The following is a 22,455-nucleotide window of genomic DNA, read 5'->3' as shown; positions in this document are numbered from 1 at the left end:
GTACTCCGCAGAACGACTGATCTGTGGGACGAGTCGGTACCGCTTCACGGCCTAGCAGAATTGTGGGAAACGTACAAAACACATAAACGCCCCCGGTACCAAAACGAGGCCGATGGCGGAAGATATCGAGGAGATACGACGGCGGAAGCGAGAGGAGCTTCGAAAGGAAGCCGGCGACGAGAGCACAGCAGCCCAGAGCCCGTCCGAACCGGTCCCGATCGACGGGGACAGTGAGCTGTCCGAAACCGTCGCCGAACACGACCTCGTGCTGGCCGACTTCTACGCCGACTGGTGTGGGCCGTGCCAGATGCTCGAACCGATCGTCGAAACGATCGCCGCCGAGACCGAGGCGACCGTCGTGAAAGTCGACGTCGACGCGAACCAACAGCTCGCCGCCGAGTACGGCGTCCGGGGCGTGCCGACGCTCGTTCTGTTCGCCGACGGGGAGCCGGCCGAGCGGCTCGTCGGAATGCAGGACGAAGCGCAGCTCCGCTCCGTGATCGAAACCCACGCGTGACCGACGACGACTGACGCGTTTGCCGACGCGGACAGGGCCTTCCCCACGGACCGCTCAGTTGCGGATCCCACTCACTTCCCCGAACCGAGACCGACGGACGGTTCCGGTGGAACGTTGGTCGGGCTCACTACCTACGAGGGGACCCAGTCCGACGTCCTGTACCGGGACGAGGCGACAGTATCGTGGTCCGGAACGACGACTCACACGACCAGTATTCGGTGATCGAGACGATCGAAAACGCGGTGTCAGTGTCCAGGGGGCGGGTTACGGCTGTCGTTCCGGACCACAACGTCTATCAGCCGGTGAGCAGTAGTATTGTACATTGATGGACAGAGAGGACAACATCACCCGGCGGAGGGCGCTCGTCGCTGGCGGCGCAGTGCTCGCGTTCGGCGGTGGTGTCGCCTATCTCGGATCACGCTCCGGGGGGAGTGGGCAGCAGTACGTCCCGGACACCACACACGCCGGGACGGGGACGACCGGGTTCGGCGTCGAGCTCGACGGACGCCCCGTCGCCGGCGAACGCGGCGCGCCGGTGGACATCTACTACTGGACGGACTACCTGTGTCCGTTCTGCAAACAGTTCGAGGTGGAGACGCTGCCGGAGCTCGGTCGCAGACAGCTCGATACCGGCGACGCCCGGCTGGCCGTCCTGCCCTACCCGAACATCGGGGAGTACTCGACGCCAGCGGCGGTCTGGGGGCGCTGCGTCTGGTCACAGGTCGCCGACAGCAACCCCGAGGCGTTCTGGAACTGGCACGCGGCGGCCTACGGCGAACAGTCCGGCTCCGGGACGGACTGGGCCGACGAGGAGACGTTCGCGGCGATCACAGAGCAGACGGACGGCGTCGACCTCTCCACGGTCGAGAGCTGCCGCGAGGAACGCGGTTCGTCGATCAGGGAGCGCTTCGAGCCGAACGTCGGCGTGGCCCGGGAGGCGAGAATTCAGGGGACGCCCGGGTTCGTGCTCTACAACCGTGACTCCGGGGCGGCCGGGAAACTCGTCGGCGCACACCCCTACGAGAACTTCGCCGACGCGATCGACCGGGTGAAGCAGGCGTGATCAGAGAGTACGCCGCCGCGGGTCGCGACTGGACTCGCGACCTCCGGGACGCACTCGCCTTCCCACTCACGTCGGACGTGCGGTTGCTGTCGGCCGGCGTCGTGACGGTCGTTACCTACGTCGTTCTGGTGTTGAGTTCGTTCCCGCAGTTCTCGCTTCAGGTGCTCGCGACCGACCCGACGGACGTCGGCTACGCGGTCACCGCTCTCACGCGTGAAGTGTACTTGACCACCGGCGCTCTCGGCCTCACGCTTGTCGGCGCGTACGCGGTACTGACTGGTGTTGCGGTTGCGAACGCCCTCAAACTGGTCAACCGTGCGCGTCGGCGAGGCGCGTCGACGATCCTGGGCGTGCTCCCCGGACTGCTCGCCGCCGGCTGTGCGAGCTGTGGCGCGGGCGTGCTCGGTGCGCTCGGCTTCGTCGGAGCGATGGCGGCGCTACCGTTCGACGGCAACCTCCTGCGAGTCGGTGGCATCGGCCTGCTCCTCCTCTTCCTCGCTCGTACGGGCGATCCACGGGCGTGTTCGGTCGACGGAGGTGTACGAGGGTGACGTCGCTCCCACACCCTCGGCTGCTCCGGAGCGTCGGCGTGAGCGTCGGGGTGTTCGTCCTGTTCGGGACGGTGACCGGGCTGCTGCCGAACCCGGTCTACGTCCGGATGGTCTCCCGGACCCCGGCGGACTACCTGTTTCTCGTCGCGACCGCGGCCTTCGCCGGCGCGTTCGTCTACCAGCGCTCGCTGGCCGAGGAGCCGACCGGCGACGGGTTCGCCGCTGGTGGCGTGATCGGGGGGTTCCTGGCGTTCGGCTGTCCGATCTGTAACGCCGTGCTGCTCGCGCTGTTCAGCTCGTCGGCGCTCATGACGTACTTCGACCCATTCCGGCCGGTCCTCGGTGCCGTGAGCGTCGTGTTCTTCGCCGCGTTCCTGGTCTACCAGCGCCGGCGGTGTGAGGTGTGCTGATCGCGACCAGTGTCCTCGACGACCCAAACACACTTGTGGCGATCAGGTGAACGAGAGAGCAACCGATGACTGCTTCCGACGAAGATGCGAACGCCGGGGACGCGTCGACGCCGCCGTGGGGAGTGCTCGGTGTCGGCGGCGCGGTGAGCCTCTGCTGTCTCTTCGCGGCGCCGACAGCCGGTGCCGCCGTCGCCGGGGGAACCACGGCTACGCTCGGTGGTGGTGTCGTCAGAATCCTGGTAACCGTGCTGGCGGTGGGTATGGTCGGCGCAGTCTACCGCTTCCGCTCAGTAGGCAGTCCTGCAGCGCGCCGGACGGCGGCGAACCCTGACCCGTATCGGTCGGCGCTGACTGAACGCCGGACTGCACCGACGTTCAGGTTTCCGTGACTGGTTCCGCCACGGACCCCCCTCTCCGAGTGCGGTCGCTCCGACCTAGGGGAGAGAAACAAGCGGTATTGTAAAAACCGCGAAATACTTTTGCGTCTACCGCACCGATACCGAGGCGTGAGCGACACGACTCCACCCGAGTACGTGCGAACCCACCGCGAGGAGCTAGTCGCGCTCACCCTCGACCTCCTCGCGATCGACACGTCGAACCCGCCCGGCGACACGCGAGAGATCGCCTCGGAGATCGAGCGGTTCCTCGACCCGCTTCCGGTCGCCGTCGAGCGGTTCGCCGTCGATCCGGCGAAGCCGAACCTGCTCGTTCGAATCCCGGGCGAATCCGACCGCACGCTGCTGTACAACGGCCACCTCGATACGGTGCCGTTCGACGGCGAAGCGTGGTCTCACGACCCGCTCGGCGAGCACGTCGACGATCGCGTCTACGGCCGGGGTGCAACCGACATGAAGGGTGCCGTGGCGTCGATGCTGTTCGCGATTCGGGCGTTCACAGCTACCGACACCGATCCGGCCGTCGACCTCCAGTTCGCGTTCGTGAGCGACGAGGAAGTGGGTGGAGACGCCGGCCTGCCAGCGTTGCTGGAAGCTGGAAAGCTCGAGGCCGACGCGTGCGTGATCGGCGAGCCGACCTGCGAGGAGGGCCGCCACTCAATCACGGTCGCAGACCGGGGCAGCATCTGGCTGACGCTCGAAGCGAGCGGCGAAGGCGCCCACGGCTCCCGGCCGGCACTCGGTATCAACGCCATCGATCGGCTCTACGGCGCCATCGAGACGGTGCGCGAACGGTTCGGCACCCGGCGGCTCGAGATCGACGCCGCCGTGGCACCGATCGTCGACGAATCGGTCGAGTACTACACCCCCTCGATGGGCGAGGCCGCCGCTCGGGAGCTGTTCTGGTACCCCTCGATCAATCTCGGTGTGCTGGAAGGCGGCGACGCCATAAACAGCGTCCCGCAGTCCGCCCGCGCCGAAGTCGACGTCCGGCTGACGGCGGGTGTCCACACGCCCGACGTGCTCGCGGGAATCCGTGACTGCGTCGCCGACTGCGACGGTATCACGATCGCCGACGTCGCCTGGAGCGTCGGGACCGCGGAGGATCCCGACAGCCCACTCGTCGAAGCTGTCGCATCGACAGCGGAGGAGACCACGGGCGATCGGGTTTTCAGACGGAGTGCCACGGGTGGTGGTGATGCCAAGAAGCTCCGGAATGTGGGTATCGGTACCGTCGAGTTCGCGCTCGGGACCGACACGGTTCACGCGCCCGACGAGTACGTCCCGACCGACGTGCTCGTCGAGAATGCGGTCATCTACGCCCAACTTCCGGCAACGTGGCAGTCCCGGATGGAGCAGTAGCGGTCTCCAAGCGCCGTAGTCGTGCCGGATCGGTCGGTGGACCAACAGCGAATGGTCGCCGAGAAAGACTTAGGTAACTGTATGGTGTAGTCATGGGTATGGAAAGCAATATTGGCGCAACGGACAGGCGAGCTCGCATCGTTGTTGGGTTGGGCGTGGGCGTCGTCGGACTGGCGACGCTCGGTGGGCAGCTCGAACTCGGGACGACGGTCGGCGCAGTCCTAACGCTGCTGGGGCTGGTTCTGCTCGGTACGGGAGTCGGCCGAGTCTGTCTCCTGTACCGCCTGCTGGGGATCGACACGTCGGACTCCCGGTAGGGATGGACCGGTTCGAGAACACCGGCCAACCCGACTGGGACTGGTGGAGCAAGCTCTGGCCGACCCCCGGCGCGACACTCCGGAAACTCGGCCTCGAACCCGACGGGTCGGTGGCCGAAGTCGGCTGTGGGAGCGGCTACTTCGCGCTTCCAGCCGCCCGCATTGTCGAACCTGAGCCGGTCTATGCCATCGACTTGGATCAGGCACTACTCGACGACCTCGACGCCCTCGCTGATCAGCAGGACATCGAGAACGTCGTCCCGGTCCACGGCGACGCCCGGAAGCTGACTCGTCTCCTCCCCGAGCCAGTCACCACGCTCGTCGTAGCAAACACGTTCCACGGCGTCGACGATCAGTCAGGGTTGGTCGAGCAGGCCTACCGGATGATCGAACCCAGGGGGAGCCTGGTAGTGGTCAACTGGCACGAGCGCCCGCGTGAGGCGACGACTGTCGGGAACGAACCCCGGGGCCCCCCGACGGAACTCCGAATGACGCCGACGGAGACTGAAGCTGCCGTGGTTCCCGTCACGGGGTTCGAGCTCGACCGGCGGGTCGAGCTGCCGCCGTACCACTACGCGCTCGTATTCGACCGGTAAACACCTCAATTCTCCGATTCCGGGGGAACACCCGGGACCGAACCGGTTGTTTCCCACAATCTTGGAATTCACGCACAATACAATAGGGGGCGGCTCCAACTGCCACCTGTGAGAGAGCCATGACTGACATCGAACCCGACGACACCGTCGACGCCAGAGGCGCAGCATGCCCCGGCCCGCTCATGGACCTCATCGGGGGGATCCGGAGCGCCGAATCGGGGGACGTGATCCGGCTGTTGAGCGACAACGACCAGTCGCTCACCGACGTACCCGAGTGGGCTGAGGAAGCGGGCAACGAACTACTCGCGGTCGAGGAGCGCGACGACCACAACGCGTTCTACGTGGAGAAAGCGTGACCGAGCACGTCGTCATCGTCGGTGCCGGGACCGGCGGCACCGTCCTCGCGAACGACCTCGCCGACCGGCTCGAACCCGAACTCGACGCCGGCGACGTCCACGTCACGCTGGTCAACGACGGCCCCGACCACGTTTACAAACCGGTCTGGCTGTACGTGCCGTTCGGGCAGCGGGAGCCCGGCGACGGGCGGCGTGCCCTCGAAACCCTCGTCGACGACGCCGTCGACCTCCGGATCGACCGCGTGAGCGACATCGACACCGAGTCCCAGCAGCTGCAGTTCGACGGGAACGGCTCGTCAGTCGACTACGACCACCTCGTGTTGGCGACTGGATCGACGCTGGAGCCCGACCGGATCCCTGGCCTGCCCGAGGGCGGTCACGACTACTACAGCGAGTCGGGCGCGACCGACCTGCGCGACGAACTGCTCGAGTTCACGGAGGGCGAACTCGTGTTGAGCGTCATCGGGACACCACACATGTGTCCGGCAGCGCCCTTGGAGTTCGTCTTCATGGCCGACGACTGGTTCCGGGAGCGTGGCCTCCGGGAGGACGTCGACATAACCTACACGTACCCGATCCAGCGCGTCCACGGCAACCCCCATATCGCCGAGTGGGCCCGTCCCATCATGGACGACCGAGACATCCAGGTGGAGACGTTCTTCAACGCCGAGTCGGTCGACCCGGAGGGGGAGACCATCACGTCGATGGAGGGGAGCGAACTCGATTACGACCTCCTCGTGACGATTCCGCCCCACGCCGGTGTCGACCTGATCGAGGAGGCGGGACTCGGCGACGACGGCTGGGTCGACGTCGACAAGCACACGCTGGAGGCCGAGGCCGCCGAGAACGTCTACGCGCTCGGCGATACCGCCGACACCGGGGTCCCGAACGCGGGCAGCGTCGCCCACTACCAAGCCGGGGTCGTCGGCCAGCGCCTCGCCAGCGAGATTCGGGGCCGCCCGGCGACCGCGACCTACGACGGGAAGACGCTGTGTTTCATCGAGACGGGGATGGACGCGGCCTCGTTCGTCGAGTTCGACTACGAGAACCCGCCGTCGCCCGCGCCGCCTTCAGAGAAACTCCACTGGTCGAAGCTGGCGTACAACGAGTCCTACTGGCTCACCGCGCGAGGGCTGCTCTGATCATGTCCGAAGAACAGGTATCCGAGCCGGCCGACCTCGAATCGGCGATCGAGCAGAACCCCGAGGCGGTCGCCGAGTTCGTGGAACATCTCGACGCCGTCAACGAACTGCTGGACGTGCTCTCGCTGGGCGAGAACGCACTCTCGGACGAGATGGTCCGCGAGCTCTCGGCCACGGGGTCCACGCTCGCGGAGTCCGCCGACGGGCTAGCGACCGACGAGACCGTGGCGCTGGCCGAGACGGTCGGGGAGAACGGCGACGAGCTACGGGAGGCACTCGACACGGTGCTCACACTCCAGCAGAGCGGGACGCTCGACGAACTGGCCGAGCTCGCGGAGGTCGGGTCGCTGGCGACCGCGGCGCTCGACGACGAAATGGTCACCTCGCTAGCCGGTACCGGCGCCTCATTGGGGGAGGTCGCACAGTCGGCGTCCGACGACGACACCCGTGACGGCATCGAAACGCTCCTCGAAAGTGTGGGTGAAGCCGAACGGGAACCTCCCGAGCAGGTCGGAGCTGTCGGCTTGCTTCGTGGACTGCGTGATCCGGATGTCCAGTACGGACTGGGCTACCTGCTTGCGCTTGCAGGCGCGATCGGCCGTGACCGTACCGCTGGGGACTCACACTGACGGGTAGCCCCCGGTTCACGTCACGGCTTTGCTCGTTGCCGACGAACGGATAGACGGGGGAGAGAGTTGTATTGTGTATTTTGGGCAAGACTATTACCCATCCGGTACGTAGGGCCCGGTAGATGGTACTACAGACAGCGGCGACGGACAGCGTGGTTTCGCTCGGTGACGACGACCTCGACACGGTCGTGGGAGGCAGCCAGGTCGCGCTCGCCGAGTTCAACACGGGGTGGTGTGGCACCTGTAAGCGAATGAAACCGGCTCTCGAAGCGCTCGCCGCGGATACCGACGCGACGATCCTGACGATCGACATCGAATCGAACCTCGAGACGGCGATCGAGTTCGGCGCCCAGAGCACCCCGACGTTCGTGCTGTTCGTCGACGGGCAGCCGGTGAAACAGCTTCGCGGCGGCCAGACCGAAGAGACGCTCCGCGACCTGATCGCGCAGTACCGCGACTAACACGAGATGACCCCAACAGAACTCCGCGCCGACACGCCCGCCCTGCACGAGGACGTCTATCTGAACTTCGGCGCCCACGGGCCGAGTCCACGGTACGTCGTCGAGGCCGCAGACGAGTTCGTGCGGTCACACGAGTACGAGACGAGTAGTCGAAACGATCCCTACGAGGTGGCGTTCGACACGTACGATCGTGTGCGGGCGCGCGTCGCCAACTTCGTCGGCGCCGCCGACGACGAGATCGCGCTCACCGAGAGCACGACCGCGGGCATCAACGCCGTCGCGAACGCGATCGACTGGGAATCCGGTGATATCGTCGTTCGGACCGATCTCGAGCACCCGGCCGGGACGCTCCCGTGGCAACGCCTGAAACAGAAGGGCGTCGAGGTTCGCGTGGTCGAAACCGAGAACGGTCGCGTCGATCTCGACGCCTTCGCCGAGGCCGTCGACGGCGCGAAGTTGGCCTGTTTCAGCGCCGTGACGTGGACCCACGGCACCCGGTTACCCGTCGCTGAGCTCGCCGACATCGCCCACGAAGCCGGCGCGTTCACGCTCGTCGACGCAGTCCAAGTGCCGGGACAGCTCCCGATGGACGTCGAGGAGTGGGGTGCGGACGCGGTCGCGGCGGCAGGCCACAAGTGGCTGCTGGGACTGTGGGGCGGTGGCTTCCTCTACGTCGACCGCCGAGTCGCCGACTCTCTCGCGCCCACCACGGTTGGCTACCGGAGCGTCGAAACGCCGACTGCGGATCCCTTCGAGTTCGCGGCCGGCGCTCGACGGTTCGAAGTCGGATCGTCGAACCCGGCACCGCACGTCGCCCTGGCCGAGGCCATCGAGGCGATCGACGAGGTCGGCGTCGAGCGTATCGCCGACCGGATTCAGGAGCTGGCCGGCAAGCTGGCCGACGGCGTCCCCGACGACCGGCTTCTCAGTCCGCAGGATCCCGAGTCAGGACTCGTAAGCATCGACGTGGACGACCCCGAAGCGACGGTCGACCGACTCGCGTCGGAGGGGATCGTCGTTCGGGCCCTGCCGACGCCGGACGCGATCCGCGTGTCGGTCCACGCGGTCAACAGTGATAGGGAGGTCGAGAAGCTGTTAGACGCGCTGGAACCGGAGTGGACCTGACGGGAGCATCGTCCTCCGCTGTACAGCGCGACGATCCGAGAAAGGAATCGAGTTCGGTTGTCGGGTTCAGACGAGGAGCTGGATGTCGGCATCGGCCATGTCTTCGAGGGCGGTCGCCGCGCCGACGCCCGTGGTGACGCCGTCGTAGAAGTCGTCCTCGTCGTAGTCCATCAGGTCGATGGTCATCTGACAGGCCTGGAACTCCACGCCCATATCGAGGCTCGTCTCGAGGAGCTCCTCGATGGTGGCGGTGTCGTTGTCAGCGATCTTCTTCTCCATCATCTTCGTCGTTACACGGTCCATGCCGGGGAGCGCGGCGACGGCGTTCGGAACGGGCATGTTGGGGTTGCCAACGGAGCTCAGCTTGAGCTCCTTCGAGCGCTCCTCATGGAGGATCTCCAGCCCCCAGAACGTGTGGAAGACGGTCACGTCGTAGCCGAACGCGGCCGCGGTGCTGGCGAGGATGAGCGGCGGGTACGCCATATCCAGCGTCCCCTTCGTCGCGATGATGCTCATCTTCTTCCCGTCGTCGTCGGTGGCTTCGGCGAGCGCATTCTCCAGTTCGTCCACGCGGGCGGCCAGTTCCGCACGCGAGGGGGCGTCGTCGGCCGACGCGTCGGGTGTGTCCGTGCTCATCGTTACTCCGTCTTGCGGACGTAGTGCTTGTACACGTCGTCGGCTTCCTCCTGCTCGACGAGCTCCACGCCTTCGGTACCGGACGCCCAGCCGTCGATGTCGCTCATGCTCCCCGAATCGGTCGCCAGCACTTCGAGGACTTCACCCTCGGAGAGGTCGTCGATGGCCGTCTTCGTCTTCACCACTGGCATGGGACACGATGCGCCTTTCACGTCGAGCGTCTCCGTAATGTCGAATTCAGCACTCATTGGTTATCTGCTCCGTCTGTATTGGAGCTATCGCACAATATCCCCTACCGGAGTAAAAGATTGTCGGTTCTTGGAAATACTCCAACGAACCAACTATAGGGAGACAGCCGATTAGTGTGCTTATAGACCTTTGAAACAGGTTTTAACCGGAAAAGACTGGTCTCCGCCCCGAGGTAGTATTGTGTAGTTGGGGAACTACTATGCAAATGTTTTTGTACGTCCACCCGGTATGAACGACTGCACAACATGGACGCCGACGACTTCCCAACTCCGGACGCCGACGTGGAAACCGTCAACCCGGAAACGCTCAAGGACCGTATCGACGCCGGCGAGGACGTCACGCTCCTCGACGCGCGTATGCAATCAGACTACGAGGAGTGGCGGATCGACGGCGAGAACGTCACGTCGATCAACATTCCGTACTTCGAGTTCCTCGAGGACGAGGTCGACGAGGACGTCCTCGAGCAGATCCCCGACGACCGGGAGGTGACCGTCCTGTGTGCGAAGGGCGGCGCCAGCGAGTTCGTCGCGGGCACGCTCGCGGAGCTCGGCTACGACGTCAACCACCTCGAGGACGGCATGAACGGCTGGGCGAGCATCTACGAGGCCGTCGAGGTCGAGCGCTACGACGGCGCCGGTACGCTGCTGCAGTACCAGCGGCCCTCCTCGGGCTGTCTCGGCTACCTCCTCTACGACGACGGGGAGGCAGCGATCATCGACCCGCTGCGGGCGTTCACCGACCGCTACCTCGACGACGCTGACGACCTCGGCGTCGACCTGCAGCACGCGCTGGACACCCACATCCACGCCGACCACATCTCGGGCGTGCGCGATCTCGACGCCGAGGGCGTCGAGGGCGTCATCCCCGAGGCAGCTGTCGACCGCGGCGTCACCTACGGGGACGATCTGACCACGGCCGCGGACGGCGACACCTTCGAGGTCGGCGAGGCCACCATCGAAGCTGTCTACACGCCCGGCCACACGACCGGGATGACCTCCTACCTCGTCGACGGAAGCCTGCTCGCGACCGGCGACGGCCTGTTCATCGAGAGCGTTGCCCGCCCCGACCTCGAAGAGGGCGACGACGGCGCACCGGACGCCGCGCGCATGCTCTATGAATCGCTGCAGGAGCGCGTACTGACGCTGCCCGACGATACGCTGATCGGCGGCGCCCACTTCAGCGACGCCGCCGAGCCCGCCGCCGACGGCACCTACACCGCGCCCATCGGCGAACTCGTCGAGGAGATGGACGCACTCACGATGGACGAGGACGACTTCGTCGACCTCATCCTCTCGGATATGCCGCCGCGGCCGGCCAACTACGAGGACATCATCGCGACGAACCTCGGGCAGAACGTCGTCGACGACGAGGAGGCGTTCACGCTGGAGCTCGGCCCGAACAACTGCGCAGCCAGCCAAGACTCCCTCGCGGGTGACTAACGACGCCGATGGTAGCTGATCCAGTACTGCTCCAGACGGTCGCCGACCTGTTCCCCAACGGGATCAGCCGGTACGCCGTCGGCGGACTGCTCGTCGGTCTCGGGACCGTCCTGATCTACGTCGGGACGGGGATCCCGGCCGGGGCGAGCACGTTCCTGGAGTCGACACTGTCGTACGTCTCCGACCAGTCACGGTTCCAGCAGTACGTCGGCTCGCGTGACTGGCGGGTCGTATTCACGGCCGGGATCATCCTCGGCGGGCTGGCGTTCGCGGCGACGTTCCAGTCCGGGCTGGTCACGAGCCCGCTGTACGAACCCGGGACGACCGGGCAGCTGTACGAAGTCGCCGGTGTGACCCTCTGGACAACCGACGTCCAGCCGTGGCGGCTGTTTGGCGGTGGTATCCTGGTCGGTATCGGGACCCGGATCGGGAAGGGCTGTACGTCCGGGCACGGCGTCTGTGGCGTCGGCTCGGCGTCGAAGACGTCGCTAGTCGGCGTCGTGACGTTCCTGACCGTGGCGATCGGGACGGCACAGGTCGTCGCCGCGATGGGGGTGAGCCCATGAGCGACCGACATCCGCTGTTCAAGCCACTGATCTTCATCGGCGGCATCGTCTTCGGGTTCGGGCTCGGCTTCAGCCACATGGCGCGGCCGGAGGTCGTGCTGAACTTCCTCCAGTTCGACGACCTCGGCCTCCCGTTCGTGATGTTCGGGGCCGCCATCGTCTCCGGGATCGCGTTCGCGCTGCTGCCACGGATCCGAGATGCCGCGCCCCTCACGGGCGACCCCTACGAGCGGCGCCTGAAGCCGTTCGACCGGAACGTTCTGATCGGCGGCGCCGTCTTCGGCGTCGGCTGGGGGCTCTCCGGCATCTGCCCGGGCGCCGCGTACGCGAGCCTCGGCATCGGCAACGTCACGATCCTCTGGGCGCTGGCCGGAATGTTCCTCGGCGCGTACGCGCAGGGCTACTGGCGGAGCCGCAGCCAGGCGCGTGACACCACCGCGACCGGCGCGGATTAGCACACAGATGGACCCCGCTCTCTTCGCCCTCTTCGCCGGTGCAGCGCTCGCCAGCCTGTTCATGGCGTGGGTCATCGGCGCCGGCTCGAGCGGTGCCACGCCGTTTGCCCCTGCCGTCGGCGCGAACGCGATCGGAACGATGCGGGCCGCGTTTTTCGTGGGCATCTTCGGGTTCGCCGGCGCAGTCACGCAAGGGGGGAACGTCTCTGAAGCAATCGGCAGCGGCCTCGTTGGCGGCATCAGTCTGCCCGTCGCGGGCGTCATCCTGGTGCTCGTGTTGGGCGCAGGGCTGATGGCGATCGGCATCCGGACGGGGTACCCGATCGCGACCGCGTTCACCGTGACCGGCGCGGTCATCGGCGTCGGCCTCGCGCTCGGGGGCTCGCCGGTCTGGCCGAAGTACCGACAGATCGCCGCCGTCTGGGTACTGACGCCGTTCGTCGGCGGCGGCATCGCGTTCACCATCGCGAGCCTCCTTCCCCGTCCCGACGTCCCCGAACGGTACAGTATACCGGCCCTCACCGGTCTCGTCGGGGCCGTCCTCGTGAACGTCCAGTTCAGCTTCCTCGGTGAGGGGGGCAGGTCCGGAACTCTCCGCAGTCTCGGCCAGCAGGTGCTGGCAGTCGACGGGCTCGCGTCGGCGGTCGGGGTTACGGGCGTCGCGGCGCTGGCCGTCGCGGCCGTCGTCTGGTGGGACATCCGTCGTGACGAACGCGGTGGCCTGCGGCGCGTCCTGCTCGCGCTCGGATCGCTCGTCGCGTTCTCCGCGGGCGGGAGTCAGGTCGGACTTGCCGTCGGGCCACTGCTGCCGCTGCTCGACGAGTTCGGGATGGTCTCGACGTTCGCCGTGCTCGTCGGCGGCGGCCTCGGGATGCTCGTCGGCTCGTGGACGGGCGCGCCGCGAATGATCAAGTCGCTGGCGCAGGACTACTCGTCGCTCGGGCCGCGGCGCTCCATCTCGGCGCTCGTGCCGTCGTTCCTGATCGCACAGCTGGCAGTGTTGCTGGGCGTCCCGGTCTCGTTCAACGAGATCGTGGTCAGCGCCATCATCGGGAGCGGCGCTGCGGTCGGGGGGCGCGAGGCCGTCGACGCACGGAAGATCCTCCTGACGGTGGGGGCGTGGGCGGGATCGTTCGTCCTCTCGTTCGTGCTCGCCTACGGCGCCGCGTTCCTCCTGTTGTAGCCACGGTCTGGGAATCGACTCACGGTTTTAGCACCCGCCGGACGCTACTGTCGGGGAGAGCCATGGATTCACAACAGGAGAGCCTCCCCACGGACGCCGACATCGCTCGAAACGTCGAGCGACGGCCGATCGAGTCGGTCGGTGCGGAGATGGGACTGAACGAGGGCGACCTCGAACACCGAGGGGACGAAGTAGCGAAACTGACGTGGGACGCCGTCCACCGGGAGCTGGACCAGCCAGCGCAGGGGGACCTCGTTCTCGTGACGGCGATGACGCCGACGAGGCGTGGTGCGGGGAAGACCGTCACGACGGTCGGCCTCGGGCAGGCGTTCGGCCAACTCGGCGAGACGAGCGTCGTTGCGATACGCGAGCCCTCGCTCGGACCCGTCTTCGGTATCAAGGGCGGTGCCGCGGGCGGGGGGTACAGTCAGGTCCTCCCCATGGAGGGGATCAACCTTCACTTCACGGGAGACATCCACGCCGTGACGTCGGCGCACAACCTCGTCTCGGCGATGCTCGACGCCCACCGACACCACGACAACGAGCTCGATATCGACCCCGACCGGGTCGTCTGGCCGCGCGTGCTCGACGTCAACGACCGCGCGCTCCGAGAGACGGTCGTCGGTCTCGGTGGCCCAGCGAGCGGCCCACCCAGAGCGGATGGGTTCTCCATCACTGCCGCCTCCGAGTTGATGGCGGTGCTCTGCTTGGCGACGGACGTAGCGGACCTCCGTGAGCGAGTCAGCCGCATCATCGTCGCCTACGACACCGAGGGGACGCCGGTCACGGTCGACGATCTCGAGGCCGCCGGATCGGTCACGGCTCTGCTGAAGGACGCGTTGCGGCCGAACCTCGTCCAGACGATCGAAGGAACACCCGCGTTCGTCCACGGTGGCCCCTTCGCCAACATCGCCACCGGGACGAACTCCATCTTGGCGGACCAACTGGGGCTTCGACTCGCCGACTACGTCGTCACTGAGGCGGGATTCGGCGCTGACCTCGGCGCCGAAAAGTTCGTAAATATCGTCTCGAGAGAAGGGATCGAACCGGACGCGACCGTCGTCGTGGCAACCGTCGATGCCTTACGGAAACACGGGGGGGACGGGGCCGACGAAGACTCGCTGGACGGAGTTCGCGCGGGGTTCGCGAATCTCGATCACCACGTCGACGTACTCCGATCGATGGGGCTGCCGGTCGTCGTCGCGGTCAATCGGTTCCCCGACGACACGAGTGCGGAGATCGGCGAAATCGTGGATCATTGTGAGCAACGGGGGGTGCCTGTGTCGGTTTCGACGGTCCACGCGGACGGTGGTGAGGGCGGCACTGACCTCGCTCGACGAGTGAAAGAGCAGATCGAGGCGGGGCAGGGTGACCTCCAGCGGACGTACGACCTCGATACGCCGCTTCCGGAGAAGATCCGGGCAGTCGCGACGCAGGTTTACGGCGCGGCCGATGTCGAGTTCACGTCGGGGGCCCGTGATGACATCGCGCGTATCGAATCGCTCGGACTCGACGACACCCCGGTCTGTATCTCCAAGACGCCCAGTTCACTGTCTGACGACCCCGAAAAGCGGGGCGTCCCCGAAGATTGGACGCTCACCGTTCGTGAACTGTACCCGTCAGCCGGAGCCGGGTTCGTGGTGGCACTGACTGGAGACGTGTTGACGATGCCGGGACTGCCGGCCGACCCCGCTGCCGCCGACATCGACGTCGACGCGGAGGGCTCCATCCACGGGCTGTTCTAGCCCCGGCCACTCGCTATCGGAACAACGTCAGTCGGCAGGCTGTTCGGCTCCCCGGGTTTTCTCGACGCCCAACGGGTCGGCCGTCGACATCGCGATGACCAGCCGCAGGAACTGCCCTGCGTTCGTGAGCAGTTTGTTCTCCGCCTTCCGGAGGTGTTCCCTGTCAGGTCGGAGGTCGCCGCCGGCAGGTCCGGCGCGTAGACCGCGCGCATGTGCCTCGTTAGCGCCTCCAGTGCATCCGTTCCCCGGCCGACATATCTCGGGTACTCTCCCGGCGCGCGCGAGCCTCACGCCCCTGCTTCGGCCCCCCGTTCGGCGCCGGCGCCGCGAACCGTATATTTGGAAAACGTATGCGTATATCCGAATCCGTTAGCCGTCGCATCCATTGCAGTAATATTGTATTACCATCCCACAACCGTTAAATGCCACAACGGAGTAGGCTCGACCGAGCAGAATCCCATGAAAAACACAATACTGTACGAGGTGACCGCCGATGTTCGGGCTTGAGGGTGCCACGGGCATCAGCGGCGCCCTGCTCGTCATCGGTGTCGTACTGCTCGAAGCAATCATCCTGTACGTCGGTTACGGCCTGGTGGAGCAGCTGGTGGGCCCGACGATCATCGACGCGATCGGTGGTAACTAATGATGGAGATAATGGGCGTCTCGGTGGCGTTACTCGCCCTGTTCGCCGGTTTCGGCGTGCTGATCGGCCTCCTGTTCGGGTTCTTCGGAATGGGGGGTTCGTTCCTGGTCACGCCGGCGCTGATGGTGATGGGGTACGAGACTGACGTGGCAGTCGCGTCCGGACTGGCGTTCGTGTTCGCTACCTCCGTGATCGCGACACTGAAACACCGTGACCTCGGGCAGGTCGACTACAAGCTCGGGGTACTGATGATCGCGGGCACGACCGGGGGGATCGAGGTGGGGAAGATCGGCCTTCACTACCTTCAGTCGATCGGCCAAGCTGACACGGTCGTGAGCGTCATCTACGTCCTGCTGCTGGGCGGGATCGGCGCGTTCATCACCTACACTGCGGTCAGAGGCGGCGACGGCGGTGGCCTCAGCCCCGACCACGACGAGGCTGACGGCGAGATCAACGCGGACGACATTCCGGATATCGCGAAGAAGATCCAGTCCTACCGTATCCCGCCGATGATGAAGCTCCGTGGCGGGATCCAGGTCTCGCTGTGGATGATCCTGCTCGTCGCGTTCGTGACGGGGCTGCTCTCCGGGTTCCTCGGCGTCGGCGGCGGCTTCATCCGCATGCCCGCGCTGTTCTACCTGATCGGCGTCCCCGTTCCGATCGCGGTCGGGACCGACCTGTTCGAGATCGTGTTCTCTGGTGGGATCGGCAGCTTCCTCTACGCGATGGACGGAGCGGTGAACCTCTCGATCGTCGTCCCGCTGCTCGCGGGGAGCGCCGGCGGCGCCCGTATCGGCGCCGCGGCGACCAGCCTCGTCGACGAGGACGAGATCAAGGTGTACTTCGGCGTGATGCTCCTGCTGGGGGCGATCGCCGTCGCCCTGCGGAAGGTCGGGACGTTCATGGACATCCCCGTGCTCCAGACCGTCTCGCTGGTCGTGATCCTCGGCGCCGCAACGCTCGTCGCCGGCGCCGTCGTCGTGAGTTCGATCCGGGCGCTTCGCTCGGAAGAAGAAACTCCCACGGCGAGCGCGGCCGACTGACGCCTGCGTTCGCGGCGTCACACGCAGGTTCCGGACGGTTACGCGTGGATTTGTGCAATTCGTACACAAGTCTTTTAACGTCATAGTGCCTACGAGAAGGTGATAACAATGCCAGATTCGATGTCTGAACAACTCCGGCGGGACATGGAGTGTGAGGGACTGCTAGAGTGCTTCCACGGCCTGAAAGAGCTCGACAAGGAGTGCTTCCAAGCGCTCGTCCAGTCCGACGAACCGCTGACCGTCGACGAGATCGCCGAAGCAGTCGATCGCGAACGCTCGACCGCCTACCGTGCCGTCCAGCGGCTGCTACAGACCGGTTTCATCGAGAAGGACCAGATCAACTACGATCAGGGTGGTTACTACCACGTCTACTCGCCGACGGACCCCGCCAAGATCGCCGACGACATGCAGCGCCTGCTCAACGACTGGTACGCGAAGATGGGGCAGCTCATCCAGGAGTTCGAGACCAAGTACGAACAGTCCGAGACTGCGGCGCCGGCCGCCGAAAGCTAACTTTCTCCTTCCCTCTCCCGAGTTGCGTTACTCCTCTCGATAGATCTCACGTACTATCGAGTCACGAACGACATTTCTCGCCGGAGTTCGTATTGGGTAGTATTGTGCCTATTCTCCAAAACTCTTAATTAGCGCTGGTGCGTACGTGCTGGTGATGGCAACTGATACTGCATCCGACGCTGGCAACGCGAGCACGAACGAACCGCTCTACGTCGACGGGCAGTCCGAGCTCGACGACATCGTCGCAGAGAACGATGTCGTCCTCACGGACTTCTACGCCGATTGGTGTGGGCCGTGCCAGATGCTCGAACCGACCGTCGAGACGCTGGCTGCCGAGACCGACGCGACCGTCGCGAAAGTCGACGTCGACGCCAACCAGTCGCTTGCGAACGCCTACGGCGTCCAGGGCATTCCCACGCTGATTCTGTTCGCTGACGGCGAACAGGTCGAGGAAGTTGTCGGTCTCCAGGGTGAAGACCAACTTCGAACGCTCATCGAGAGCCACACCGAGTAGATGACTCGGGATATCCACGACCTCGTCATCGCCGGGTCGGGCGTCGCGGGCCTCTCCGCGGCTGTGTACGCCGGGCGTGGCGATCTCGAACCCCTCGTCCTCGAGGGCGACGAGCCGGGCGGCCAGCTCACGCTGACGACGGACGTCGAGAACTACCTCGGCTTCCCCGACGGCGTCGGCGGGATGGACCTCGTCCAGCGCGGGAAGGAGCAGGCCGAGCAGTTCGGCGCGGAGTTCCAACACGGCCGCATCGAGGACGTAGTCTTGGATGAGCAGCCGTTGGAGCTGTCGTTGTCGACCGACGACACGATATACACGCGGTCGCTGATCGTCGCGACCGGCGCGAGCGCGCGCTGGGTCGGCGCCGAGAACGAGGACGAGCTGATGGGCCACGGACTGTCGACGTGTGCGACCTGTGACGGTGCCTTTCACCGCGGCGACGACGTTCTCGTCGTCGGTGGTGGCGACAGCGCGATGGAGGAAGCGTTGTTCCTCGCGAAGTTTGCCGACTCCGTGACGGTCGTTCACCGCCGCGAGGAACTGCGTGCGTCCGAGATCATGGCCAGCCGCGCCCGCGACCACGACGACGTCCAGTTCCGCTGGAACGCGGAACTCGAAACCATCCACGGCTCGCAAGCGGAGGGCGTTACCGGCGCCACACTCGTCTCACATCCCGAGGGATATCCGAGAGAGAAGGCCAAATCCGGGATCGACGTCGAACGCGAGACCGTCGATATCGGCGGCGTGTTCTACGCGGTCGGGCACACGCCGAACACACGGTTCCTCGACGACACTGGGATCGAGCGGGACGAGAACGGCTACGTCTTCACTGAACCCGACGACGCCGGCCGACCTACGGCCCGGACGACTGTCGATGGGGTGTTCGCTGCTGGTGACGTCGCCGACCCGCGCTATCGGCAGGCGATCACGTCCGCCGGGACCGGGAGCATGGCTGCCCTCGACGCTGAGGAGTTCCTCGAGACACTCCGGAGTTCAGACGGATCGACGGCGACCACGACGGCCAGTCAGGAACAACCTGCCCCGTGAGCCCCACGTACAGAACCGCCATCGTTCGTACTACCGGTGGCCTCGTCGGGTTGATCGCAACCGCTGGGGTCGCCACCGCACAGCACGGCGGTGGCCACTCCGGAAGTATGGGCGGGGGAATGAGCGGCTTCGGCTGGTGGCCACTCCTCTGGCCGCTCGTCTTGCTAACTGTGGTTCTCACCCTCGGCTACGGAATTTACGCACGGGAGCGTACGCCGGCGACTGGACGAAGCCAGACGGATACTGCACTGACGACGCTCCGGGCCCGGTACGCTCGTGGAGAGATCTCTGAGGATGAGTTCGAAGAGCGTCGACGCCGACTCGAGGAGTGACTGGTGGGCACTCGTTCTCTCGATTTTCACGAGACGAACGGATGTGCCGACCCACGGTAGAAAATCGAAGGTAACCAAGCATGTACGACGGTCCGATGGTAAAACACTGTACCGGACTCTCGTCGATGTGGTCCGTTCGAAAAACGAATGGGCGCTGCAGGACTTGGTCACGCGGCGTGACAGCGCTTCCTTTTGGTTATTTCGGGCGTTCAGCTCGTCGGAATGGAACGGGGAGTACCCGGGGCTCGTGGGGTTCGCCTGACCGGAGAAAACTGACCATGAGTCTCGAACCAATCGATGCCGAAACCGCGCTCGAACTGTACCTCGCAGACAAGGAAAACGAACTCTCGGAGGCCTCACTCACGGGCCACAAGTACCGCCTCGGGCACTTCGTCCGCTGGTGCGACGAAGTCGAGGAGATTGAGAACCTCAACACGCTCAACGGCCGCCAGCTCCACCGGTACCGGCTGTGGCGACGGGAGGACGGCGACCTGAACAAGGTCAGCGAGAAAACCCAGATGGACACACTCCGCGTGTTCATCAGGTGGCTGGAGTCCGTCGATGGCGTCGAACAGGACCTGAGCCAGAAGGTGCTGTCCCCGTCGATCACCCCGGACGAGAACTCCCGTGACGTGATGTTGGACAGTGATGATGCCTCGCAACTCCTCAGCCATCTTGAGACGTACGAGTACGCGAGCATCCAGCACGTCGCAATCGCCCTGATGTGGCACACGATGATGCGCATCGGCGGTGTTCACGCCCTCGACGTCGATGATTACGATCCGGACGAACAGTTCCTCAAGATTCGGCACCGCCCGGACACCGGGACACCGATCAAGAACCAAGGTGACGGTGAGCGAATGGTCGCCCTCTCGGACAGAGTGTGCGACCTCATCGACGACTGGATCGAAACGAAGCGACCGTCGGTGACCGACGAGTACGGTCGAGAACCGTTGCTGGCGTCGCGGCAGGGGCGGACGAACAAGACGACGCTGCGCACCTACGTCTACCGATGGACCCGGCCGTGTACCTACAGTACTGAGTGCCCGCACGACCGTGACCTCGGAGAGTGTTCCGCACTCGAACGCGACAACGCCTTCAACTGCCCATCGAGCGTCAGCCCGCACGCGATTCGCCGGGGCAGCATCACGCATAGCCTGAACAGCGACATGCCGGACAAAGTGGTCAGCGACCGAGCGAACGTCAGTCAGCGAGTCATCGAACAGCACTACGACCGTCGTACCGAGCGGGAACGGATGGAGCAACGGAGGGAATACTTGGACAACCTGTAACCCACGTCCACGACCCACGGGAGAACCGCATCACAACCGCTTTATTCACTCATCGAACGCATCGCGCTTGCCGGTATCAACATACCCCGAGTCTGTCCGTCGGACGTGCCCGTACGTTTCGAGTTGCGCTAACTGTTCGCCAACGTGACTCCGGTCGAGACCACGCTCCTCGGCGATCGAATCCACCGACATGGGATTGTCCTCGTCCAACACGAGCCTGACTTCCAACTCGTCCATGTACTGTGCGTAGTACTCATCGACGGTGTCTTCGAGCGGTGTCTGTACCTCGTATTGCTCGTCCAATTTGTCGAGGGATTCACGGATATGCGTCGTGAATCGCTTCCCGTCGAGTAACGTGACCTGCGCCGTGATCTCACGGCCGATCGCTTCGAAGTCCAGCCCGGTCTGGATCAGCGTGTTCATGTCGTCGATGTCGTCAGGGCGCTTGGCGACGGTCTTGAACAGGAAGATATCTTCCAGCGCAGTGAGCTGGACAGTGAGCTCGCTGGATGTGAGGTACTCTTCACTTCGCTCCTGCATCCCGTCACTGAAGATGAGCTTGTTGGCGACCTGGCGGTTGAACACGTCTATCCGACAGCCGTCGTCGTTTTCCAGACAGAGCCTCGCGCCGAGCTGCTGGTACGTCTCGTCGAGTTCGGACACTTCCTCGTACCCCTGGTCGCCGAGCGCGGCAAGTAACCGGTCGAATTCGTCCTCCGTCGTGACGACCAGGTCGATGTCTTTGGTCGTGTCTTTCAGCCCCCGGAATGCCATCGCCCCGCCGCCGATGAGGAACGCGGTGACCTCGGCGTGTAGCGTCGCGCCGAGTTCCTGCAGCTCCGCCTCGATATACGCTGCGTCGAACTGTGGGCGAGGCGTCATAGGGATATGTTGTAGTCAGCGGCCGTCGATTTGAACGTATCCCATTCTGGCAGCGTCTCGCTGGACACCGCGCCGTCGGCGTCGAGATACGCACGGAGCTCCGCCACGATGCCACGAAGATCGATCTCGGCTTCTCGATCGTAGCGTTCAGCCGTCCGGGTGAGTGTCTCCGCGCCAATCTCGCACGCAGCAATCAGTAACAGGCAGTACGATCGGTACCGAGCGCCGTCGTCGATCAGCAGCAGGTGGCACACGATGTCTTCCGGCGCGAGTTCCGCTCGGTGTTCGGACCGGAAATAGTACTGGTCCTCTCGCGTTAACAGGGAAATCCCGTACTGGTCAAGCGCGTCCGGTCCAGTCTGGTGAAACAGTGATGCAGTCACGTCCCCTTGGCAACCGAACAGGTACTCGTCGACGTCGGTCCAGATAAGCCGGACGCCAGCAGCGTGGTCACTCGATTCCTGCCGATGCATGTGGCGGACGAGCGACCGCGCAAACGCTGCCAGGTCTTCGAACTGCGTCGTCAGGGCAAATCGAGCGTCGCGTTTCGTGACGATGCCGACGTTCCGTAGCTGTTTGAGTCGACGGTAGACTGTCGCTCGACTCACGCCGGTCCATTCCGTGAGGTCCGCTGCTGTTCGCTCGCCATCCAGATGGTAGAGGATCTGGATCGTCGATCCACCCAGCAGGTCCGGGAAATCGACGTGCGGGAACTCGCGTACGAGATCGGCGAATCGCTGTGCGGGTTCGGCGTTCGATAGTGCCACTCTGTACCGACCGTTCTGTTGGTCTCTGGTGACTAACCCGTTTTCTGCGAGTGTCGACACGATCCGGGACGTATGCCCTGGGTCCCAGTCGAGGGCGGTAGCTAACTCTCGCTGTATCACTCCCTCAGCCGCCTGTGAACTCAGCTGTGAGAGGACGGTGAGCTCCGATTCAGAGAGCACTCTATCTCAAAACACGCAACTTATTTATAAATATCTTGCTCTTTT

The 22,455-nt window shown here is 64.9% G+C and carries 29 protein-coding genes and 1 pseudogene; 25 read left to right on the top strand and 5 right to left on the bottom strand.

Annotated elements, in window-relative coordinates; translation table 11 throughout:
• Positions 1-112: 112 nt before the first annotated feature.
• From trxA (BN1959_RS06990) to BN1959_RS06935, 13 genes are all read left to right on the top strand, one after another.
• Positions 113-517 carry a thioredoxin gene (trxA, locus tag BN1959_RS06990; protein ID WP_053947973.1) on the top strand — a complete coding sequence of 135 codons (405 nt, stop codon included), beginning with the start codon at positions 113-115 and terminating at the stop codon, positions 515-517.
• 325 nt (positions 518-842) lie between these two features.
• Positions 843-1,580, top strand: a complete 738-nt coding sequence (locus BN1959_RS06985) for a DsbA family protein (protein WP_053947972.1) — start codon at positions 843-845, stop codon at positions 1,578-1,580.
• Complete coding sequence (locus tag BN1959_RS06980; RefSeq protein ID WP_237560311.1) at positions 1,577-2,131, top strand: hypothetical protein; 555 nt, start codon at positions 1,577-1,579, stop codon at positions 2,129-2,131. Before BN1959_RS06985 ends, BN1959_RS06980 begins: the two co-directional genes overlap by 4 nt.
• Positions 2,128-2,541, top strand: coding sequence for a hypothetical protein (locus tag BN1959_RS06975; RefSeq protein ID WP_053947971.1), 414 nt, complete (start codon positions 2,128-2,130; stop codon positions 2,539-2,541). Before BN1959_RS06980 ends, BN1959_RS06975 begins: the two co-directional genes overlap by 4 nt.
• Before the next feature lie 65 nt (positions 2,542-2,606).
• Positions 2,607-2,930 (top strand): hypothetical protein, encoded by a 324-nt coding sequence (locus BN1959_RS14380; RefSeq protein ID WP_202594655.1) that lies wholly within the window; start codon positions 2,607-2,609, stop codon positions 2,928-2,930.
• A 117-nt stretch (positions 2,931-3,047) separates the two neighbouring features.
• Positions 3,048-4,298, top strand: coding sequence for a M20 family metallopeptidase (locus tag BN1959_RS06970; RefSeq protein WP_053947970.1), 1,251 nt, complete (start codon positions 3,048-3,050; stop codon positions 4,296-4,298).
• Between the two features lie 92 nt (positions 4,299-4,390).
• Positions 4,391-4,615 (top strand): YgaP-like transmembrane domain, encoded by a 225-nt coding sequence (locus tag BN1959_RS06965; RefSeq protein ID WP_053947969.1) that lies wholly within the window; start codon positions 4,391-4,393, stop codon positions 4,613-4,615.
• A gap of 2 nt (positions 4,616-4,617) precedes the next feature.
• The gene (locus BN1959_RS06960; RefSeq protein WP_053947968.1) at positions 4,618-5,211 is read left to right on the top strand and encodes a class I SAM-dependent methyltransferase; all 594 of its coding nucleotides are present in this window, start codon (positions 4,618-4,620) and stop codon (positions 5,209-5,211) included.
• 119 nt (positions 5,212-5,330) lie between these two features.
• Positions 5,331-5,567, top strand: coding sequence for a sulfurtransferase TusA family protein (locus BN1959_RS06955; protein WP_053947967.1), 237 nt, complete (start codon positions 5,331-5,333; stop codon positions 5,565-5,567).
• Positions 5,564-6,709, top strand: a complete 1,146-nt coding sequence (locus tag BN1959_RS06950; RefSeq protein WP_053947966.1) for an NAD(P)/FAD-dependent oxidoreductase — start codon at positions 5,564-5,566, stop codon at positions 6,707-6,709. The genes BN1959_RS06955 and BN1959_RS06950 overlap by 4 nt, the downstream gene beginning before the upstream one ends.
• Positions 6,710-6,711: 2 nt before the next feature.
• Positions 6,712-7,338 carry a DUF1641 domain-containing protein gene (locus BN1959_RS06945; RefSeq protein ID WP_053947965.1) on the top strand — a complete coding sequence of 209 codons (627 nt, stop codon included), beginning with the start codon at positions 6,712-6,714 and terminating at the stop codon, positions 7,336-7,338.
• Between the two features lie 122 nt (positions 7,339-7,460).
• Positions 7,461-7,799, top strand: coding sequence for a thioredoxin family protein (locus BN1959_RS06940; protein WP_237560309.1), 339 nt, complete (start codon positions 7,461-7,463; stop codon positions 7,797-7,799).
• Between the two features lie 6 nt (positions 7,800-7,805).
• Positions 7,806-8,924, top strand: a complete 1,119-nt coding sequence (locus BN1959_RS06935) for an aminotransferase class V-fold PLP-dependent enzyme (RefSeq protein WP_053947964.1) — start codon at positions 7,806-7,808, stop codon at positions 8,922-8,924.
• Between the two features lie 66 nt (positions 8,925-8,990).
• Here BN1959_RS06935 and BN1959_RS06930 read toward each other — a convergent pair whose 3' ends face one another.
• A complete protein-coding gene (locus BN1959_RS06930) occupies positions 8,991-9,560 on the bottom strand; it encodes a DsrE/DsrF/DrsH-like family protein (protein ID WP_053947963.1) in 570 nt (189 codons plus the stop codon).
• 2 nt (positions 9,561-9,562) lie between these two features.
• Positions 9,563-9,808 (bottom strand): sulfurtransferase TusA family protein, encoded by a 246-nt coding sequence (locus BN1959_RS06925; protein ID WP_053947962.1) that lies wholly within the window; start codon positions 9,806-9,808, stop codon positions 9,563-9,565.
• Between the two features lie 246 nt (positions 9,809-10,054).
• On the opposite strand from BN1959_RS06925, the gene BN1959_RS06920 reads away from it, so the two are divergent.
• From BN1959_RS06920 to BN1959_RS06900, 5 genes are all read left to right on the top strand, one after another.
• A complete protein-coding gene (locus tag BN1959_RS06920; RefSeq protein ID WP_053947961.1) occupies positions 10,055-11,248 on the top strand; it encodes an MBL fold metallo-hydrolase in 1,194 nt (397 codons plus the stop codon).
• 8 nt (positions 11,249-11,256) lie between these two features.
• The gene (locus BN1959_RS06915) at positions 11,257-11,814 is read left to right on the top strand and encodes a YeeE/YedE family protein (RefSeq protein ID WP_053947960.1); all 558 of its coding nucleotides are present in this window, start codon (positions 11,257-11,259) and stop codon (positions 11,812-11,814) included.
• Positions 11,811-12,269, top strand: a complete 459-nt coding sequence (locus tag BN1959_RS06910; RefSeq protein WP_053947959.1) for a YeeE/YedE family protein — start codon at positions 11,811-11,813, stop codon at positions 12,267-12,269. The genes BN1959_RS06915 and BN1959_RS06910 overlap by 4 nt, the downstream gene beginning before the upstream one ends.
• A gap of 7 nt (positions 12,270-12,276) precedes the next feature.
• The gene (locus tag BN1959_RS06905) at positions 12,277-13,452 is read left to right on the top strand and encodes an inorganic phosphate transporter (protein WP_053947958.1); all 1,176 of its coding nucleotides are present in this window, start codon (positions 12,277-12,279) and stop codon (positions 13,450-13,452) included.
• 62 nt (positions 13,453-13,514) lie between these two features.
• On the top strand, positions 13,515-15,197 hold the full coding sequence (locus BN1959_RS06900) for a formate--tetrahydrofolate ligase (protein ID WP_053947957.1): 1,683 nt from the start codon (positions 13,515-13,517) through the stop codon (positions 15,195-15,197).
• Positions 15,198-15,224: 27 nt separating this feature from the next.
• Here the strand turns inward: BN1959_RS06900 and BN1959_RS15400 are convergent.
• Positions 15,225-15,356: pseudogene (locus tag BN1959_RS15400) on the bottom strand (helix-turn-helix domain-containing protein); the annotation flags it as partial.
• Positions 15,357-15,690: 334 nt separating this feature from the next.
• On the opposite strand from BN1959_RS15400, the gene BN1959_RS15030 reads away from it, so the two are divergent.
• From BN1959_RS15030 to BN1959_RS06875, 7 genes are all read left to right on the top strand, one after another.
• Positions 15,691-15,840, top strand: a complete 150-nt coding sequence (locus BN1959_RS15030; RefSeq protein ID WP_202594654.1) for a DUF7512 family protein — start codon at positions 15,691-15,693, stop codon at positions 15,838-15,840.
• 2 nt (positions 15,841-15,842) lie between these two features.
• Entirely contained in the window at positions 15,843-16,883 is a 1,041-nt protein-coding gene (locus BN1959_RS06895) for a TSUP family transporter (protein WP_053947956.1), read from the top strand.
• 108 nt (positions 16,884-16,991) lie between these two features.
• The gene (locus BN1959_RS06890) at positions 16,992-17,396 is read left to right on the top strand and encodes a helix-turn-helix domain-containing protein (RefSeq protein WP_053947955.1); all 405 of its coding nucleotides are present in this window, start codon (positions 16,992-16,994) and stop codon (positions 17,394-17,396) included.
• Positions 17,397-17,550: 154 nt separating this feature from the next.
• Positions 17,551-17,910 (top strand): thioredoxin, encoded by a 360-nt coding sequence (gene trxA, locus BN1959_RS15025; RefSeq protein WP_053947954.1) that lies wholly within the window; start codon positions 17,551-17,553, stop codon positions 17,908-17,910.
• Positions 17,911-18,957 (top strand): NAD(P)/FAD-dependent oxidoreductase, encoded by a 1,047-nt coding sequence (locus BN1959_RS06880; protein WP_053947953.1) that lies wholly within the window; start codon positions 17,911-17,913, stop codon positions 18,955-18,957.
• Positions 18,958-19,064: 107 nt separating this feature from the next.
• Positions 19,065-19,289 (top strand): SHOCT domain-containing protein, encoded by a 225-nt coding sequence (locus BN1959_RS15490; RefSeq protein WP_079978735.1) that lies wholly within the window; start codon positions 19,065-19,067, stop codon positions 19,287-19,289.
• Positions 19,290-19,567: 278 nt separating this feature from the next.
• Positions 19,568-20,581: a tyrosine-type recombinase/integrase gene (locus BN1959_RS06875; protein WP_053947952.1), complete on the top strand. Its 1,014-nt coding sequence runs from the start codon at positions 19,568-19,570 to the stop codon at positions 20,579-20,581.
• Between the two features lie 45 nt (positions 20,582-20,626).
• Here BN1959_RS06875 and BN1959_RS06870 read toward each other — a convergent pair whose 3' ends face one another.
• Positions 20,627-21,463: a DUF6036 family nucleotidyltransferase gene (locus BN1959_RS06870; RefSeq protein ID WP_053947951.1), complete on the bottom strand. Its 837-nt coding sequence runs from the start codon at positions 21,461-21,463 to the stop codon at positions 20,627-20,629.
• Positions 21,460-22,410 carry a MarR family transcriptional regulator gene (locus tag BN1959_RS06865; RefSeq protein WP_079978626.1) on the bottom strand — a complete coding sequence of 317 codons (951 nt, stop codon included), beginning with the start codon at positions 22,408-22,410 and terminating at the stop codon, positions 21,460-21,462. Before BN1959_RS06865 ends, BN1959_RS06870 begins: the two co-directional genes overlap by 4 nt.
• Positions 22,411-22,455: the final 45 nt, after the last annotated feature.

Source organism: Halolamina sediminis (assembly GCF_001282785.1).
Classification (GTDB): Archaea; Halobacteriota; Halobacteria; order Halobacteriales; family Haloferacaceae; genus Halolamina; species Halolamina sediminis.
The sequence above is the reverse complement of the archived record's forward strand: the minus strand, read 5'-3'. Positions and strand labels throughout refer to the sequence as shown.